Consider the following 17,096-nt stretch of genomic DNA (forward strand, 5'->3'; position numbering starts at 1 on the left):
TATAAGCCGTACAGCTTTATTTTGATAACTTTGCCACATAATAAAAAAGTGGATATACAGTGAAAGAACCAGTCATTACCCTTACTTTGGAAGAGTACGAAGAGTTGCGCAAGGAACGTGAACGTCTTGAAAAGGAGCATGCGGAACTTCAGAGAAAATACGAAGCCTCTTTGCAGGAGTATTCCCGCCAGGCCGGGGAAATCTCAGCCTGTACAGCCGTCATAGCTGACTTGAGATGGAAATTGGCTGACTTGACACGCCGTTTATGGGGTAAATCCAGTGAAAAACGTCATCTTCCCGAAGATGCCAGCCAATTGAGCATCTGTTTCGAATCCCCGTCCGATGTCAATGACCCGGTAGCGGAAGAACAGAAAATAGCTGAGAAATCTGTCAAATCGGAGAATGGTTACAACCGTTTCCGTAAGAGCTTCACCAAAAAGATTACTCCCCACGCCCGTAAGCCCATCGACCCGTCCCTTCCCCGTGAGGAAATCATCATTCCCATGCCGGAAGGTCTTTCCCTGGAGGGAGCGACAAAGCTGGGGGAGGAAGTGAGCGAACAATATGCCGTCAGCCCTGCGCGATTCTATGTGAGACGCATCATCCGCCCTAAATACCGGCTTGCCGACGGTCGTATCATGACTGCTCCCATGCCCGTAACGGCACACCCTCACAGCAATGCGTCGGAAAGTATATTGTCCCACATTGCTACCGCCAAATATTACGATCACCTGCCTCTGCACAGACAGCTGGACATTTTTGAGCGTGAAGGCATCCATCTGAGTCCTTCCACCGTAAGTAACTGGATGATGGCCGCCGCACAGCGTCTGGAGCCGGTCTATAATGAGCTTCGTGAACTGGTCAAGGACAGTTATTACGTCATGGCCGATGAGACGCCCCACCCCGTACTTGAAAGCGACCGTCCCGGTGCCCTTCACCGCGGGTATATGTGGAACTTCTATCTGCCCCGGTTCCATACCCCCTTCTTTGAATATCACAAGGGACGTGGCAGCAGTGGAATAGACACACTGCTGGCAGGACAGGTCCGGGTGGTACAGAGTGACGGCTTTGCAGTATATGACGAGTTCGACACGCTACCCGGAAAGTTACACCTGTGCTGCTGGGCACACGTCAGGCGCAAGTTTGTGGAAGCGGAAGGGAATGACCCTCCCAGAGCAGGGTATGCACTTGAACAAATAGGCAGACTGTATGCTGTGGAGGAGAAAATCAGGATAGAACATCTGGAAGGCGGGGCTGTAGTAAAGCTTCGCCAGGAAGAATCGTACCCTATTATCAAAGGACTGGAAAAATGGTGCAAGGAGGAATATGAACATACGGTTGAGAAATCGCCTATTGCCAAGGCCATATTCTATATGTACACACGATTTGAACAACTGTCCGGATATGTCAACGATGCACAATTCTGCATTGACAATAATCCGGTGGAGCGTTCTATAAGACCATTGACTTTGAACAGAAAAAACACTCTTTTCTCCGGATCACATGAGGCGGCACATGCAGCGGCAATATTCTTTTCACTGATGGGATGTTGCAGGGAAAATAAGGTGAACCCGAAACTATGGATGCAGGACGTGTTGATTAGGGTACAGGAGAAAGAAAGAGAAGAGAAAAACGACTACTCCGATTTACTGCCATTTAATTGGAAAGGATAAACAAGAAAGATTGATAAAGCCAAAAGCCAGACGAAGTACGTCTGGCTTTTGGCTTTATTATAGCTTGGAAAGAAACACGCACGAGGCCGAATGCTTACTTAGATTACCGATATCACTAATTCGTCACGGCCGTGACAAATTCCTACCACGGCTGTGAAGAGAACCTACCATGGCTGTGACGAATAGTTACCACGGCCGTGGCGAAATAACAATACCGGTAATCTAATGAAAGGATACCGGCAGCCTAACGCAAGGATAAAGGCAAGATAACCAACACTTTCTTACTTCATAACTTATGTTTCCCTAAACAACATAGCTAGGAAACCCACATTAAAACACAACGTACTGAAATGAGTTAAACAGAATAGAAAAGATTCAAAACGGGACGTGAAATGAGTTAAATGATAATTTAGGGGCATAGCGCCCGGCAAGGTTTCCTTGCAGATAGTCGGTAGTAATTCCAAATTTATTTGCAGACAGAATAATAATTTTCTTTTTAGACAGAAGAACATAAGAACAAAAGATGAAACAGTAGTAGTTTAATGACCGACAGAAATAATTTTCCAAGCGCAGCCTTTATGTTCTTTTGTTCTTATGTCTAAATTAAATTCCCATTTAGCTCATAACGATTCAAAATAATTATCAGTCAGCCATCATCTTCATGTCAGGCGACGGAATACGGAACCAATATTCCACCCATCGTCTTTCTTTATCGGGAATTGAGAACGATAACTTAATCAAATTGTCGTGGAGACGTTCAACACTAATTTTATTTTCTGTTCCTTCGATGAAAACAGAATCAGACGATTTACCCAATATCTCAACATAAACGCTGTCTGAAGGCAAACGGTACTCTCCTTGCGAAAAAATAATAGCATTCGATTTGGCATCTCTACCGCGAGTCATGATGTTCATAAATGTCTTATCGGCTGAGATAATTTTCAATATAGGCAGCAGAGCTATTTTATAATCATTCGCTCCGGGTTGCACCAAACAGCTTTGCCATACCCCTTCTAATGTCCTATCAGTAATTTCTTGTCCGACAGGCACGGTAAGTTCGGGAATATTCATCCTCGCTGCATCATTGCCTTGCCCTTTCGACAGGTTGAACATAATAGGAATTGTGAAACGTACTTTTACGGCTTTACCATCTGCCATACCTGCCGACCATCGCGGCATTGCTTTTACTACGCGCAAAGCTTCTTCGTCCAACAGAGGATCCACACCACGCACAACTTTCTCCTGTCCCAGTGTCCCATCTTCCATTACGACGAACTGAACGATTACACGTCCTGAAACGCCGCGCTTCTGAGCATCAGCAGGATATTTGACGTTGGTTGACAAGTATTTCATCATAGCCTGCATTCCGCCCGGGAACTCCGGCATCTTATCAGGAACTAAAAAAATGCCGTTACTATCGACCCGGGGAGCGGATTCTTTCTGATGTTGGGCTGACAAGGGTAAATACAGAAACAGTGCAATAAGAAGACTTAATAATTTTGTGTTCATGGCTATTATCTTTTTATGGTTAAACAATATAACGAAGATAACAATTTCAAGCCAAAAGACAAACAAAAGTATTGTTTATTTTCTTCTTATTGCAACAATTATTTACTTGTTTATCAATACAGCACCACCTTGGGGAAAAATTTCCAACTGCACCTTACCGTTCTCTTTCACCTTCAAAGGAACAAGCTGCGGTTCTCCCTTCTTGTCATCCTTATACAGGGATACCGTTTTTCCGGCAAACATGTCCAAATCCAGTCTCAAGTTCAAAGGCTCTTTCCCTGCATTTACAGCAGCCAGATACCAGGTGTCACCGTGACGACGAGCCAGGACTACATATTTGCCGGGATAGCCGTCGATGAAACGTGTTTCATCCCATGTGGTGGGAACTGCTTTCATAAAATCCATGCAGACAGAAGAAACGTCATTCAGGTTATTCGGAGCAAGGGCGAAGTTCTGAACAGGATTTTGGAACAATACGGTGGTAGCCAACTGGAATATATCAGTAGTGCGGCGGGTCGTACCGCCGTCGTTATTACGGTTCAGACGTTTGTTCAGGAAGCAACCGCCAAATTCCATACTGCCTATCGCATTGCGGATAAACGGATGCAGGCAGGTATTGAAGGCCTCTTCGTCACAGAAGTGCTGGTTGAAAACCATATTCTCGGATGCCAGCACCGCTTCGCTTCCTACGTAGTTCGGATACATACGCTCCCAACCGCGAGGGATGGTACAGCCGTGGAAGATAACCATCAGTCCGTGGTCGTCTGCATCACTGAGGATGTCTTCATACAGACGCATCGTTTCCTGTTTGTCGCCACCGAAGAAATCGACCTTGATTCCTTTCACTCCAAGGCTTTGCAGCCATTTCATTTCACGCTTGCGGATGATGGCGTTATCCATATGGTTGACAGGCCCTTGTTCTATATCATTCCAATAGCCGGAAGAACTATACCATAAAAACAGTTCTACGCCTTTGCCGCGGGCATATTCTATCAAAGATTTCATCCGGTCACGCCCGATGCGTGTGTCCCACCAGTTATCAATTAGTGCATATTCATATCCCATAGAGGCGGCAAAATCCATATAGCGAACCTGGTCTTCATAATTGATACTGTCATCCTGCCAAAGAATCCAACTCCATGTGCCGCGTCCGAAACGATAATCATGCTTCGTTTCGTAGAGGGGAGTTACTACATCCCAGGCAACTGTAGTCTCGACTATCGGTTTCAAGTTCTCGCCAACGGTAATAGTACGCCAGGGAGTAGCGCCGGGAAGTGCGAATGCCGGGAAAGTTGTTCCGTTCCCATTGTTTTCTTCCGCCATCGGGAAGGCGACAGTGTACAGGTTTCCTTCACTTACGTCGCTCAAACGCGAACCGCAATAGCGACTGTCCACACCTGTCTCACTGACTAATACCCAACCATCATCACCTACACGAAACAGGCAAGGGAAAGTGTATCCGTGTCCGTATTGGGAACGTTCGCCCATAGGTGCGTCGGCTTTGTATTCTTCTTCATAACTGGGTTTTGTACGTTTCCATCCTATCATGGCGTCGCTTTGCGGACACATGAAGGTGGTAGTTTGCTGCGGGAAGCGGAATCCGGTTTCTTCGGCATTGACAGTCACGCTTCCTTTTCCATCCTGACGGGGCAGGGTATAGCGGAAAGCTACATCGTTGTTGCTGACACGAAAGACTACGTTCATCTTCTGTCCTTTCGGGTTCTCAAAATTGCAAATCAGTTCGTTCGCCTGATAATGGATTTGAGAAGTTTTGATACGGTTCTGATGATAGATGGTATCAATCGGGCTGACAGCGTGTCCTGTCAGTTTCATTCCTTTGGAAAAGTCACCGATAGTGGTGTTCATGCCTAAAGGAGATTTTTCGAGCATTGTCTTTCCGTTGTAGGTGACGGAATAAGTTGGCTTTTCTGTGGGAGAAGTAAACACTACTAATTGCAGTTTCTCATCCGGGCCTTTCACAACTACGTCCTGTGCCATCAGGGGAGTCAGACAAAAACTTGCCAATAAGGTGCCTATAATTTTCTTCATATGAACCATTGTTTCCGATTATTTATGTTGTGACGATTTCTCTTTATCTTGTGACGATTTCTCATTTGCCTTTTTTATCCGAATCACTGTAAAAGAATAAGCGGGCAACTGGCAGTCGAATTTTTCAGCTACTTCCATTGTATCTTCCACAGGCAACGGAGTATCTGCCGGCTTGCCTGTCAATACGGTTCTTTTGGCCGAAGATTGTACGATGCCTGTTCCGGTGAGGTCTACATTTGTATTAATCTCTGCGGGAAGCAGGTTGACTAACTTCACAATCACATCTCCGCTTGCCGAGTCACGAACGATAGAGGAAGCAAAGCGTTTCTGTACTTTATCCTCTTTATTGTCAAGCACAATCCTGGACGGCAGATATTCATTTCCGGCATTCTGCCCGTAGAGTTTCTGCACGTAGTATCCGGTGGTAGGTTTCACTTCCCGGTTATTGAAATAGATTAAATCGGGACTCCATTGGGTATGTTTCTCTTTTGCCAATAGCGGGGCGTAGGAAGTCATGTGTACCACGTCGCCGTTACGTTCCAAAGCAGTCAGATAGAGTGCTTCTGTCAATGCGGTTTCGATGTTTGCCTTTCGTCCGGGGATATGAGTGGCATATTCACCCAGGTAAACTTTCGTCTTTTTGTTGCGGTCGTACTTGTCATAGAAGTCCTGATTATGCAGGAACCATCCCGGAGACTGGTAGTAATGTTCGTCTACCATCGGGACACCTAATTTATCCGCCAATTTCCAACCTTCCACATAATCTGTGCCTTCATTGAATGGGCCTACTGTACCTACGACTGTTATTTCGGGGTGTTTCTCCTTGATGGCATTGAATATCATCGTAAAGCGTTCCTCGAAAATATCGGTGATAAGGTCTTCATTACCGATTCCGAGATATTTCAGATTGAAGGGTTTCGGATGTCCGGCTTCGGCACGTACTTTTCCCCATTTTGTCTTTTTGGCGTCACCGTTCGCCCATTCTATCAGGTCAAGAATATCCTGAATATAAGCACCCATCTCGTCCATCGGGATACCGCCTTGCTGACCGCCTCTCAAATCACCGTGGCAGGCAGAGTTCTGACAAGGTACACCGGCTGCAAGTACCGGAAGCGGTTCAGCACCAATATCTTCGCAGAACTGGAAATATTCGTAATACCCCAGTCCCATGCTTTGATGATAGCCCCAAAGGTTACGTTGCGCCTTGCGTGCTTCGAGAGGGCCGACGGTGTTTTTCCATTGATAAATGTTTTTCAGTCCGTCGCCATGAGCCACACAGCCACCGGGAAAACGGATGAAGCGGGGATGAATATCCGCCAATACTTGCGCCAGGTCTTTGCGAAGCCCGTTCTTACGTCCTTTGAACGTGTTTTGCGGGAATAAGGAAATCATATCCAGGTGCAATTCGCCTGCCGATTGAGGGATAATTTCAAGATGGGTATCGGCAGTGGTTTTGGCAGTTATCACGGCTTTATAGGTTTTCCATTGGCGGGAAGATATATTCAAGGATGTTTCTCCGCAGATGTTTCCTTCGTCGTCTACCAGGCGAATCTGTAGTTTATTGGATGTACCTTGCGGCACACGGGCAAAGACAGAGAAGTCGTATTTCTCTCCGCCGTTTAATGCGATTTCATCAAAGCCGGTGTTTGCCAATGCCGCACCGGGGCGTTCTATTGCCAACACGGCATAATGCGGGTTATTCCGGTGTATAGGAACGACCGTATCAATCGTGAAAGTTGCTTTATCCCCTTTCAATGTCCAGGAGTGCATACTGTTCCAGCTTTTATCCCCTTCCCGGTCGGAAGGAGTGTATTCGAAGTCACGGTTCTGAATCAGTTCGGCATAGAGTCCGCCATCCGCCGAATAATTAATATCTTCAAAGAAAGCCCCCAATAGCAGGTCGCTAATAGCTTTTGCACGCTCCGGCTGTACGGTAACTGTGGCTTTTACGGGTTTTAATCCGGCGAAACGTTCGCCATCCTGAACGGGACGTTCCGCATGAAGGGTATTCCGGTATTGATTCCATTCATAGTTCTTATTCAATCCGTCCACCAGTGTCCATGCCACTCGGTTGACAGTTCCTTTTTGTTCTTCGCCGGCAATGGTCGCTTTCACTCGCGTTCCGTCGAAGTCGGGGGTGGTGCGGGGATATTGTTGGCTAGTCCAGTAAATCAGGTCTTTTGATGTGGCTTGTCCGTATCCGTCGTGATTGTTCAGCTTCCAGGTACAAAGCCATTCGCCGTCGGGCGATTGCTTCAAATTAGGGTCGAGCATCTTTTTCTGTGAACCCCAACGGCTATAATCGCAACGGAGATAGCCGTAATTGCGACCGACTTCAAACCAATTTTCCTTATCCATGCTCCAAGCGAAACGAAGTCCGCTACGTCCGTCGTCACCGGAAGTAGCATACGAAAAAAGGTAAACAGAATCAGGGATACTCGTCGTTTCTCTGATGGCAGCTAAAGTGACCTGTGGAAACGACAAAAACAAGACAACTGACAGTAGGAATAATTTTCTCATGGTATATGTGTCATTAAGATTATCAATCGCAAAGATAAGATTTTCATTATTCTAACAAACCATTCTTTAAGTGTAAAATTACCAATTATTATTCAAAAGCGTATGAGAAACAAACGAACAATATTAATTTGTACACCTTTACAGTATTATGTATGATTTTCCAGTATCAGAACTGCGGTGTGCCGTAGGCTTTGTACAGGCGTTTCAGTTCTTTTCCGGTGATGGGTATCACTGTGCCGTGACGTGGGTGGAAGTCCATACTGATGGCATGGTCTATTACTTTGAAGTTTTCGAGGTCGGTACTTTCCGTAAACTGGTACTTGCCTTTCATATATACATCGTACATCAGGATGTACTTGTCCGAGCCTGTCAACGGGAAGATGCCCGAGCCTTCCACGGCTTCTTTCGTCTGTTGCTTATAGTCATCGGATTCCTGCCATTGCCCTGAAGTCAGAGAGGAAGTAGTCGCTTTTTTGATTCCGTTTCCATTCCCTTCCGTTTTATAGAACAGGTGATAAAGCCCGTCTTTGTAGATAATGTCGCCGTCGATACATGATTTTCCGTTCTTCGGCAGAAACAAGGGTTTCGGTTCGCCTTCGAGGTCGGTAAAGTCCTTATTGGCATATGCATAATAAATAATATCTGCGCCATTGCCATGTTTCATTGACCAATATACCATATATTTTCCGGCTTCCTTATCATAGACGGTTTGTGGAGCCCAAACACGCTTCAAGTTTTCCTGAGCTGGATATTTCTTTTGAATATTTATAATATTGGAAGTCCAGTGCACCAGGTCTTTCGATTTCAACAGTACCATGGCACGATTGGAATCCCATCCGTTCCCGGATACCATGTCGGTAACAACCATATAGAATGTCTTGCCATCCTCACAACGCAGGATATGGGGGTCGCGCACTCCGCCCGTAGAGCTTATCACACGGGAATCTAGTATCGGCCGGTTGCCATTCAGCGCTTTATAATTATATCCGTCAAGGCTGACGCCCATCCGAATGGCTTCTTCACTCATCTTATTTCCGGTGAAGTAAACAAACAGGTAGGCGGATTGCTGGCAATAGCCAGTCAGCACTCCTACAAGAAGGAGTGCCAAAAGGGTGGTATATTTCTTCATACTCATGTAATATTCAATGCTTAGTCTATGATGATTAGTATTTGAAGTCCGCAGGTTTCACATACACACGATATTCCTTAATCATGCCCGGATAATTCTTTTCGGCACGGGGGAGATAACGGAAGCCTGTCACCGTTTCCACTTTGCTCAAGTCAATCACCAGTTGGTGGGGATAAGCCACATTGTCCACCGTCATCCAGAAAGTAGACTCCTGCAAGTCGAATACCTTATCGGCTGTGCGGTTGCCGCTACGTGTCTCTTCGCTGTCAGCGTAACGAATCTTCCAATGTTCACGGGATACAGGCTTGCCGTCCGCGCCCAGAACATCCAGTTCAGCAATGGCGGCAATGTTATCATTCGCTTGTGGAGACAATGCTTCGAGGCAGAAGAAACGTCCTTTCACCGGAGCGGTGAAGCGTACTTCCTGCCATCCGTTGCCCGGAGTAAATGCTCCCTCGTGCGCAACTTTCTCGCCAGACAAGTTCAGTTTCTCACCCTCTTTGCGGTGTGTTTCCGGTGCCTTTTCGCGAAGTACGTCGAGGATAGGCTTCTTCAAGCCTTTGATAGAGGCTTTTGCAGGACCTTTCAGGTCTAAGACCAATATCTCGTTTTCCCCTTCTTTCAGCCAACAGCCCGGCATGAAGAGTGTTTGCTGTGGACCGATTTCCCAAAAGCGCCCCATTGCATGACCGTTCACCCAAACCATGCCTTTGCCCCATGTGCTCATATCGAGGAAGGTATCTCCGACTTTATCCAGTTTAGAGGTAACCTTATAATAAGCAGGCATAGTAGGCAGTGCCTTAGTATCCTGATAGTTCTTGTCTTTAATAAAAGAGTAATCTACCGGGAAGTTATATACTGTCCAGTTTTTCAGTTCTTTAGTCCGGCCGCCCGAAATCAGTTCCACCTTTTCTGTAATGCCTTTACGGTCATGGATGGATTTGTCAAAGTTGACACGTCCCATCGCTTCAACAAGAATATCCAGTTGCGTACCTTTCTTCAGTACGGGAAGCGGGGTTGTAAACTCTCCTTTGCGACGGTCTAAACGAGCCAGGAGCTTGCCGTCGGCATATATCTGTGCCCAGTCGTGCACTTCTGTAATCTTCAAGGTTGTGCCTGCGGCAGTAGTTTCAGGCAGAGTTGTGCGATACAAGATTGTTCCCCAGCCTTGGTCGAACTGCTCCATCGGTTGAATATCCACCGAGTGTTTCGCTTTCGGCAGGTTAGAGAAAAGTGGAGCCACTTTCGTAAAGTGAAATTCGGGAATCTCTATTACAGGCAATGCAGCGGGAGCTTCCGGCAATGTTTCACCAGCCGGGAGATAGTTTTTCAGCAAGTCACGCAATAGGAAGTATTTCTCTGTCGTCCAACCGGGTTCGCTGATTGGCGCATCATAATCATAAGAACTGCACATGGCAGAATAAGCCGGATTGTTGGCACCGCCCCAATGACCGAAGGTTGTTCCACCGTGAGTCATATAGAGACTGAAAGAGATATTGCGGTCGAGCATATCCTTGATACCTTGTACCATATCTTTGGCAGGACGCGTTTCATGTTTGCGTCCCCAGTGGTCGAACCAGCCGCTCCAAAATTCACTGCACATCAGGGGAGTTTCGGGGCGAAGCTCCTTGAGTTTCTTGAATTGCTGGTCGATATTGGCTCCTGTCCCGAAGTTCACTGTCCAAATCAGGTCGTCAAGCGCATTGTTGGTAAAGTTACTGCTCCAGTCGCATTGGAACAAGGGCACATCGGTGAAACCCGATTCGCGGACTAAATCACGCACGGCAGATACGTAGGGCTTGTCTGTTCCATAAGAACCATATTCATTTTCCACCTGTACCATGATGATATTACCGCCTTTATTTACTTGCAGCGGAGCCAGTTGCTTGCCGACTTCTTTCATAAAGATGCCTACACGTTCCATATAATAAGGGTCGAGCGTGCGCAATGCCACGTCTTTTTTCTTCAGCAGCCACCAGGGAAGTCCGCCCATCTCCCACTCCGCACATACATACGGGCCGGGACGGACAATGACATACATGCCATGTTTCTGTGCGGTACGACAGAAAGCGGCAATATCATTCTGACCGGAGAAGTCGAATTTGCCTTCTTCCTGTTCGTGGATATTCCAAAAGATATAGATACAAATCGTATTCATCCCCAACGCTTTGCACATTTCGATACGATGATCCCAATATGCTTGCGGGATACGGGTGTAATGCAGCTCGGCCGCTTTCACCACAAATGGTTTGCCGTCCAGCAAGAATGTGTTCTTACCGGCCTCGAACTTGCGGGCAGTAGTCTGTGCCTGTGCACCACTAAAGATAATGACTGTAAAAAGTACCAGTAAAGCAATCAATCTGTTTTTCATGGTTTATTCAAAATAGAATTTTAATAGTATACGGCAAAGGTAGGCGATTCACCTAAATGAGAGGGCATAATTATCGTTCAAAAAGGGTTGGAAATAAAGCAAAATAGCTTTTTATAGACAGAAAACGGCAATGGTCAAAAGATGATGGTCATTTTATGACCATCATCTTTTGACCATTGCGTTGTTTTCGTAGCTAAAATCAGTTTTCCTTTGTCAGCAGGCTTTCCAGTTCTTCCGCATTCAAGCGGAGATAGAATTGTCCGCGATAAGCCACGGAGATTCCGCCCGTTTCTTCAGAAACAATGATGGCATGGGCATCCGACTGCTGCGAGATTCCCATAGCTGCACGGTGACGCAATCCTAATTCTTTGGGGATATTCAAGTCATGGGATACAGGAAGGATACATCCTGCCGCTTTGATACGTTTCTTACTGATAACCATCGCGCCGTCATGCAGAGGACTGTTCTTGAAGAATATGTTTTCAATCAGGCGTTGGTTGATTGCCGCGTCGATTACTTCACCTGTACGGATGATTTCGTCTAAGGGGACATTATGTTCAATGACAATCAATGCACCGACCTTTTGCTTGCCCATACTCAGACATGCCATTACTACCGGCATGATGTCGTCGTGCTTCAGAGCTTCTTTCTTCGAGCCGTTGAAAAGACGTGCCAATGCGCTGACATGGCGGTGAGAGCCCAAGGTCAGTAAGAAACGGCGTATCTCATCCTGAAAAAGGACAATCAAGGCTATCACACCCACATTCATCAATGTGTCGAAGATAGAGCCGAGCAGTTTCATTTCCAGTACCTGAGTCACGACGAGCCAAATCAGGATAAAGACAAGGATGCCGGTGAAAACCTTGATGGAACCGGACGCTTTCATCAGTTTGTAGGTATAGTACAACAGCAAAGCTACCAGCAGAATATCAATAAAATCTTTTATGCCAAATTCAAAAAACATGCTATCTTCTTTTATTTGCTATATGAACTTTCTTTTTTTATCTTTTCCGTGATTCGGACGGCTTCTACTGCTTCGCGTACATCATGCACCCGGAGAATATGCGCTCCTTTCATTAACGCAACAGTATCCAGGATAGTTGTCCCGTTCAACGAATCTTGCGGGGTTCCGCCCAGTAATTTATAAATCATGGATTTCCGGGATACTCCGACCAGAAGCGGGAGCTCGAAAATACTGAATTCTTCGAGGTGCGCCATCAGTTCATAATTATGCTCCAATGTCTTGCCGAAACCGAAGCCAGGGTCAAGGATAATGTCTTTTGCTCCTAAGTCACGGAGTTGCTGCACTTTGCGGGCGAAATACAGAAAGACTTCTTTTATCAGATTGTCGTAATGAGGTTCTTTCTGCATACTTTGCGGTGTTCCCTGCATATGCATCATGATATAGGGCACGCCCAGTCCGGCTACTGTATGGAACATCCGGTCGTCCATCTCACCGGCAGCTATGTCATTGATGATGGCTACTCCGTATTCCTTCACACATTGTTCCGCCACATCGGCGCGGAAAGTGTCTACGGAAACGATAGCGTCCGGGTGGTTACGGTTCAGAATTTCCAGTCCGGTGCGAAGCCTGCGCATTTCTTCTTCGGCAGAGATATGTTCGGCGTTGGGACGGGAAGAATAAGCCCCTATATCAATAATGGAAGCACCTTCGTCAATGATTTGCCGGGCACGGGCTGCAATGTCCTCTTCGGTCTGCATCCGGCTGCCGGAATAAAAAGAATCGGGAGTTACATTCAAAATACCCATCACCTGCGGAGTAGCGAGGTCGAGCAACCGCCCTTTTACATTTATATAAATAGGAGATACAGGTTTCATCATTGATACTATTCCTTTTAGATTGCCTACAAATGTAGATAAAAAAAGCAAGTATTGCACTAAAAATAATAAATAAACGTATATTTGCAATCAATAGAAGAAACCGAAAAATTCATACCATGTACCGATCACCCCTCATTCGCGCAGGATTTATTTTTTCCCTTTTGTTCTTGACAGCTTCCGCCAAAGCTCAAAAAGAGGCCGAAACATTTAACGTTGATTCTACTCTGTATGAATATTATCAGCGTTGCCAGGAATACTTGTTGGAACCTGTTGTGCTCGGCATGTCTGACACCTTGTTCAATATGGCTGCCGAACAGCATGACATACGCATGCAGGCAGTAGCCATTGCTACCCGATTGGACTATTATTATTTTCAGGGGACGCAGGAAGACAGTGTTATCTTCTACACCGACAAGGTGAAGGAGTTCGCCCGGGCTACCCGCCAACCCAAATATTATTATTTCGCATGGGCCAACAGGCTCATCACCTATTATCTGAAAACAGGCAGACCCAACCTGGCACTTTACGAAGCACAAAAAATGCTGAAAGAAGCGCAGGACGAGGACGACAAGACAGGGTTGTCCCGTTGCTATAATATCATGTCGCAAATCTACACCGTCAAAAGGCTGGATGGCATGGCCTGCGAATGGCGTCTGAAAGAAATCGAACTGACCGGGAAATATAAGCTCGAGAACTATAATATTTCTCAGACTTATACTCAAATAGCCAATTACTATATCAATCAGGATAAGCCCGAAGAGGCATTGGAAGCGCTGGAAAAATCCATCGAAACCGCCAACTCTCCTATTCAAAAGACTACCGCGAAACTGGAGTTTATCAACTATTATAGCAGATTCGAGAATTTCCCGGCTGCCGGGAATATATTACAGGAATGTAAACAGGAGTTTGAGCAGGACAAGAGACTGGAATCTATCAAGAAAAGGCTCTACAACATGGAATGCCTTTACTACAAGCAGACCAAACAGTATCAGAAAGCCCTGGAAGCCGCCGACAGGCAGGAAATGGAAGAACAACGCCTTAGCGAAAGCGCGCTTAACAGCAGCCACTACCGCACGAAAGGGGAAATATACAGTGACATGGGCAACATGAACCAGGCTGTCAAATACCTGCAAATGTATATCAAGGCCGAAGACTCATTAAAAATAACCAATGAGCAAATGGCCAGCAGCGAGTTCGCCACTTTGCTCAATGTGGAAAAGCTCAATTCCGAAAAGAAGGAGCTTATGCTCCAGGCACAGGAAAAAGAGATACATAATAAAACAACGCTGATTATTTCATTGGTTATCGTACTGGGGATTGTATTCATGTTCCTGTACAGGGAGAACTTCCTGAACCGCAAACTGAAAGTTTCGGAAGCGGAACTGAAGACCAGTAACGAAGAACTAACGGTGTCACGGGAAGAATTACGCAAAGCCCGGGATATAGCTGAAGCGAACAGCCGGATGAAAACGACATTCATCCAAAGTATGTCACACGAAATCCGCACGCCGCTCAATTCTATCATAGGCTTCTCACAAGTGTTGAACGACCATTACAGCAACAGCCCGGAAACCCAGGAGTTTGTCAATATCATCAAGAGTAACAGTAATGACTTGCTTCGCCTGGTCACTGACGTACTTACCTTATCCGAATTGGATCAGTATGACGAGCTTCCCGCAAACACTGAAACGGATATAAATACGATCTGCCAACTTGCATATGAAGTAGCCAAAGATAACAGGCAGCAAGGGGTGGAAGTCTTTCTTGAATTGGAAAGGGAGTATCTGTTTATTCTCAGTAATCCCGAACGCGTCTCGCAAGCGCTGAATAATCTGGCGCATAATGCTGCCAAATTCACGACTAACGGCAGTATCCGCATTGCTTATTCTGTATTAGAAGCAGAAAAGAAGTTGGAAATCGCTGTGACCGATACCGGAATCGGTATCCCGGAAGAACAGCAGGATGTAGTATTCTCCCGTTTCTACAAAGCGGACTCTTTCACACAGGGAACCGGACTAGGACTTCCCATCAGCCGGGGGATTGTTGAGAAATTGGGCGGCAGTCTGCGGATAGACTCTTCGTACACTGGTGGATGCCGGATAGTACTGACTTTACCTCTGGTTTATGTCTAAGTAAAAAACAGTCCGAACTCCTGCCAAATCCGAAAGAATAGCCTATCTTTGCAGTGTTTTAAATTAAAGTTCAGGTTATGAAACTTACTGCTCTTTACCAAATTTTCCAGGAGTGCCAATCAGTCACTACTGATAGCCGGAACTGCCCGGACGGTTCTTTGTTTATCGCCTTGAAAGGCGAGTCATTCAACGGTAATGTATTTGCCAAGTTAGCGTTGGATTCAGGGTGTGCATACGCCATTGTCGATGAAGCTGAATATGCCGTAGAAGGCGACCGGCGATATATACTTGTAGACGACTGCCTGCAAACCATGCAACAACTTGCCAACTACCATCGCCGCCAACTCGGTACACGTGTGATTGGTATCACCGGAACAAACGGGAAAACGACTACCAAGGAATTAATTTCCTCGGTTCTTTGTAAAGCACACAATGTTCTTTATACATCAGGTAACCTCAACAATCACATCGGCGTGCCCACGACTTTGCTCCGGTTGAAACCGGAACATGACCTCGCCGTTATTGAAATGGGAGCCAATCATCAGGGAGAAATCAAGTTCCTTTGCGGAATAGCCGAACCGGATTATGGTATTATCACCAATGTGGGGAAAGCTCACTTGGAAGGATTCGGATCTTTCGAGGGAGTTATCAAGACGAAAGGAGAACTCTATGACTTCCTTCGTCCCAAAAGTGATTCCACCGTTTTCATCCATCACGACAATTCGTATTTAATGAATATAGCCGGTGGATTGAACCTCATTTCTTACGGTACGCAGGATGATTTGTATGTCAACGGACACATCACGGATAATTCCCCTTATCTTACTTTCGAATGGAAAGCGGGCAAAGACGGAGAGATTCACCAAGTCCGCACGCAGTTAATCGGAGAATATAATTTCCCGAACGCTTTGGCTGCCATTACTATCGGACGTTTCTTCGGAGTAGAAGCAAAGCTGATTGATGAAGCCTTAGCGGAATATACCCCGCAGAACAACCGCTCCCAACTCAAAAAGACAGAAGACAACACGTTGATTATTGACGCATACAATGCAAATCCGACCAGCATGATGGCTGCCCTGCAAAACTTCCGTAACATGACTGTTCCCCATAAGATGCTCCTATTGGGAGATATGAGAGAACTCGGTGCCGAAAGTGCAGCCGAACACCAAAAGATTGTGGATTACATCAAGGAGAACGGTTTTGAGAAAGTCTGGCTTGTAGGCGAACAGTTCGCAGCCGCACAACATTCCTTCAAGACTTATGCCAATGTGCAGGAAGTCATCAAAGAACTGGAAACTAATAAACCGAAAGGATACACCATTCTCATCAAAGGTTCCAACGGCATCAAACTCAGTTCGACAGTAGAACACTTATAAACAGTGGAATAATTAGAAGCAAAATACTATAAAATGAAAAGAGAATGCGTCAAAAAGAAGTAAATACTATCTTCTTGGCGCATTCTCTTTTTTATTCATTCTCGGTCGTACCACATAATAGGCAAGTAAACTCGCCAAAATCGCTCCCGTAGAATTGGCTGCAAAGTCCATCCAATCCCCACCACGATAACTGGTACAGTATTCTTGCAACAACTCCACACAACCACTGAAAAGCACAGGGCAAACGAAGGCACCTACCCAAGCATGCCACATAGGAGTATTATCCCTGCGGTGCGCCCGCAAAAATTCTAACCATAACATTCCCGACATACCGAAATACATACAAATATGAACTAACTTGTCCAAGTTGGGAATCTCATTCAAATCCGTCTTGGGCGGCTTGAAGAACGACAGGTAAATCACAGTCAATATGATAAAAAGCGAAACGGGATATTTCTTAATATAAGATAGCATAACTAAATAAAATTACAGATT

11 protein-coding genes are annotated in these 17,096 nt (G+C 45.8%); 3 read left to right on the forward strand and 8 right to left on the reverse strand.

All coding sequences use genetic code 11. The annotated features are described in order from the left end of the window. Positions 1-59 precede the first annotated feature (59 nt). The gene (tnpC, locus tag BQ7997_RS12105) at positions 60-1,673 is read left to right on the forward strand and encodes an IS66 family transposase (protein WP_073346707.1); all 1,614 of its coding nucleotides are present in this window, start codon (positions 60-62) and stop codon (positions 1,671-1,673) included. Positions 1,674-2,315: 642 nt separating this feature from the next. Here tnpC and BQ7997_RS12110 read toward each other — a convergent pair. From BQ7997_RS12110 to folP, 7 genes are all read right to left on the reverse strand, one after another. Further along, positions 2,316-3,182, reverse strand: a complete 867-nt coding sequence (locus BQ7997_RS12110) for a TonB family protein (protein ID WP_073346708.1) — start codon at positions 3,180-3,182, stop codon at positions 2,316-2,318. A gap of 102 nt (positions 3,183-3,284) precedes the next feature. Beyond that, a complete protein-coding gene (locus BQ7997_RS12115) occupies positions 3,285-5,231 on the reverse strand; it encodes a glycoside hydrolase family 97 protein (protein WP_073346709.1) in 1,947 nt (648 codons plus the stop codon). 18 nt (positions 5,232-5,249) lie between these two features. Further along, positions 5,250-7,751, reverse strand: a complete 2,502-nt coding sequence (locus tag BQ7997_RS12120; RefSeq protein WP_073346710.1) for an alpha-L-arabinofuranosidase C-terminal domain-containing protein — start codon at positions 7,749-7,751, stop codon at positions 5,250-5,252. A 166-nt stretch (positions 7,752-7,917) separates the two neighbouring features. Further along, the gene (locus BQ7997_RS12125; RefSeq protein ID WP_073346711.1) at positions 7,918-8,886 is read right to left on the reverse strand and encodes a glycoside hydrolase family 43 protein; all 969 of its coding nucleotides are present in this window, start codon (positions 8,884-8,886) and stop codon (positions 7,918-7,920) included. Positions 8,887-8,914: 28 nt separating this feature from the next. Continuing rightward, positions 8,915-11,251, reverse strand: coding sequence for a beta-galactosidase (locus BQ7997_RS12130; RefSeq protein ID WP_073346712.1), 2,337 nt, complete (start codon positions 11,249-11,251; stop codon positions 8,915-8,917). A 199-nt stretch (positions 11,252-11,450) separates the two neighbouring features. After that, positions 11,451-12,215 carry a diadenylate cyclase CdaA gene (gene cdaA, locus BQ7997_RS12135; RefSeq protein WP_022137403.1) on the reverse strand — a complete coding sequence of 255 codons (765 nt, stop codon included), beginning with the start codon at positions 12,213-12,215 and terminating at the stop codon, positions 11,451-11,453. Between the two features lie 11 nt (positions 12,216-12,226). Further along, positions 12,227-13,093, reverse strand: coding sequence for a dihydropteroate synthase (folP, locus tag BQ7997_RS12140; protein ID WP_195407377.1), 867 nt, complete (start codon positions 13,091-13,093; stop codon positions 12,227-12,229). 116 nt (positions 13,094-13,209) lie between these two features. Between folP and BQ7997_RS12145 the strand changes: the two genes are divergently transcribed. Continuing rightward, the gene (locus BQ7997_RS12145; protein ID WP_073346713.1) at positions 13,210-15,225 is read left to right on the forward strand and encodes a tetratricopeptide repeat-containing sensor histidine kinase; all 2,016 of its coding nucleotides are present in this window, start codon (positions 13,210-13,212) and stop codon (positions 15,223-15,225) included. Between the two features lie 77 nt (positions 15,226-15,302). Continuing rightward, the gene (locus tag BQ7997_RS12150; protein WP_073346714.1) at positions 15,303-16,601 is read left to right on the forward strand and encodes a UDP-N-acetylmuramoyl-tripeptide--D-alanyl-D-alanine ligase; all 1,299 of its coding nucleotides are present in this window, start codon (positions 15,303-15,305) and stop codon (positions 16,599-16,601) included. A 66-nt stretch (positions 16,602-16,667) separates the two neighbouring features. On the opposite strand, the gene BQ7997_RS12155 is transcribed toward BQ7997_RS12150, so the two are convergent. After that, complete coding sequence (locus BQ7997_RS12155) at positions 16,668-17,075, reverse strand: VanZ family protein (RefSeq protein ID WP_022137399.1); 408 nt, start codon at positions 17,073-17,075, stop codon at positions 16,668-16,670. Positions 17,076-17,096: the final 21 nt, after the last annotated feature.

The organism is Bacteroides congonensis (genome assembly GCF_900130125.1).
Taxonomy (GTDB): Bacteria; Bacteroidota; Bacteroidia; order Bacteroidales; family Bacteroidaceae; genus Bacteroides; species Bacteroides congonensis.

Excerpts from the sequence above, each read along its gene's own strand:
- BQ7997_RS12145 (WP_073346713.1), top strand. The coding sequence starts at position 13,210 with ATGTACCGATCACCCCTCATTCGCGCAGGATTTATTTTTTCCCTTTTG.
- cdaA (WP_022137403.1), bottom strand. The coding sequence starts at position 12,215 with ATGTTTTTTGAATTTGGCATAAAAGATTTTATTGATATTCTGCTGGTA.
- BQ7997_RS12125 (WP_073346711.1), bottom strand. The coding sequence starts at position 8,886 with ATGAGTATGAAGAAATATACCACCCTTTTGGCACTCCTTCTTGTAGGA.
- BQ7997_RS12110 (WP_073346708.1), bottom strand. The coding sequence starts at position 3,182 with ATGAACACAAAATTATTAAGTCTTCTTATTGCACTGTTTCTGTATTTA.
- BQ7997_RS12120 (WP_073346710.1), bottom strand. The coding sequence starts at position 7,751 with ATGAGAAAATTATTCCTACTGTCAGTTGTCTTGTTTTTGTCGTTTCCA.
- BQ7997_RS12115 (WP_073346709.1), bottom strand. The coding sequence starts at position 5,231 with ATGAAGAAAATTATAGGCACCTTATTGGCAAGTTTTTGTCTGACTCCC.
- BQ7997_RS12130 (WP_073346712.1), bottom strand. The coding sequence starts at position 11,251 with ATGAAAAACAGATTGATTGCTTTACTGGTACTTTTTACAGTCATTATC.
- BQ7997_RS12155 (WP_022137399.1), bottom strand. The coding sequence starts at position 17,075 with ATGCTATCTTATATTAAGAAATATCCCGTTTCGCTTTTTATCATATTG.
- folP (WP_195407377.1), bottom strand. The coding sequence starts at position 13,093 with ATGATGAAACCTGTATCTCCTATTTATATAAATGTAAAAGGGCGGTTG.
- BQ7997_RS12150 (WP_073346714.1), top strand. The coding sequence starts at position 15,303 with ATGAAACTTACTGCTCTTTACCAAATTTTCCAGGAGTGCCAATCAGTC.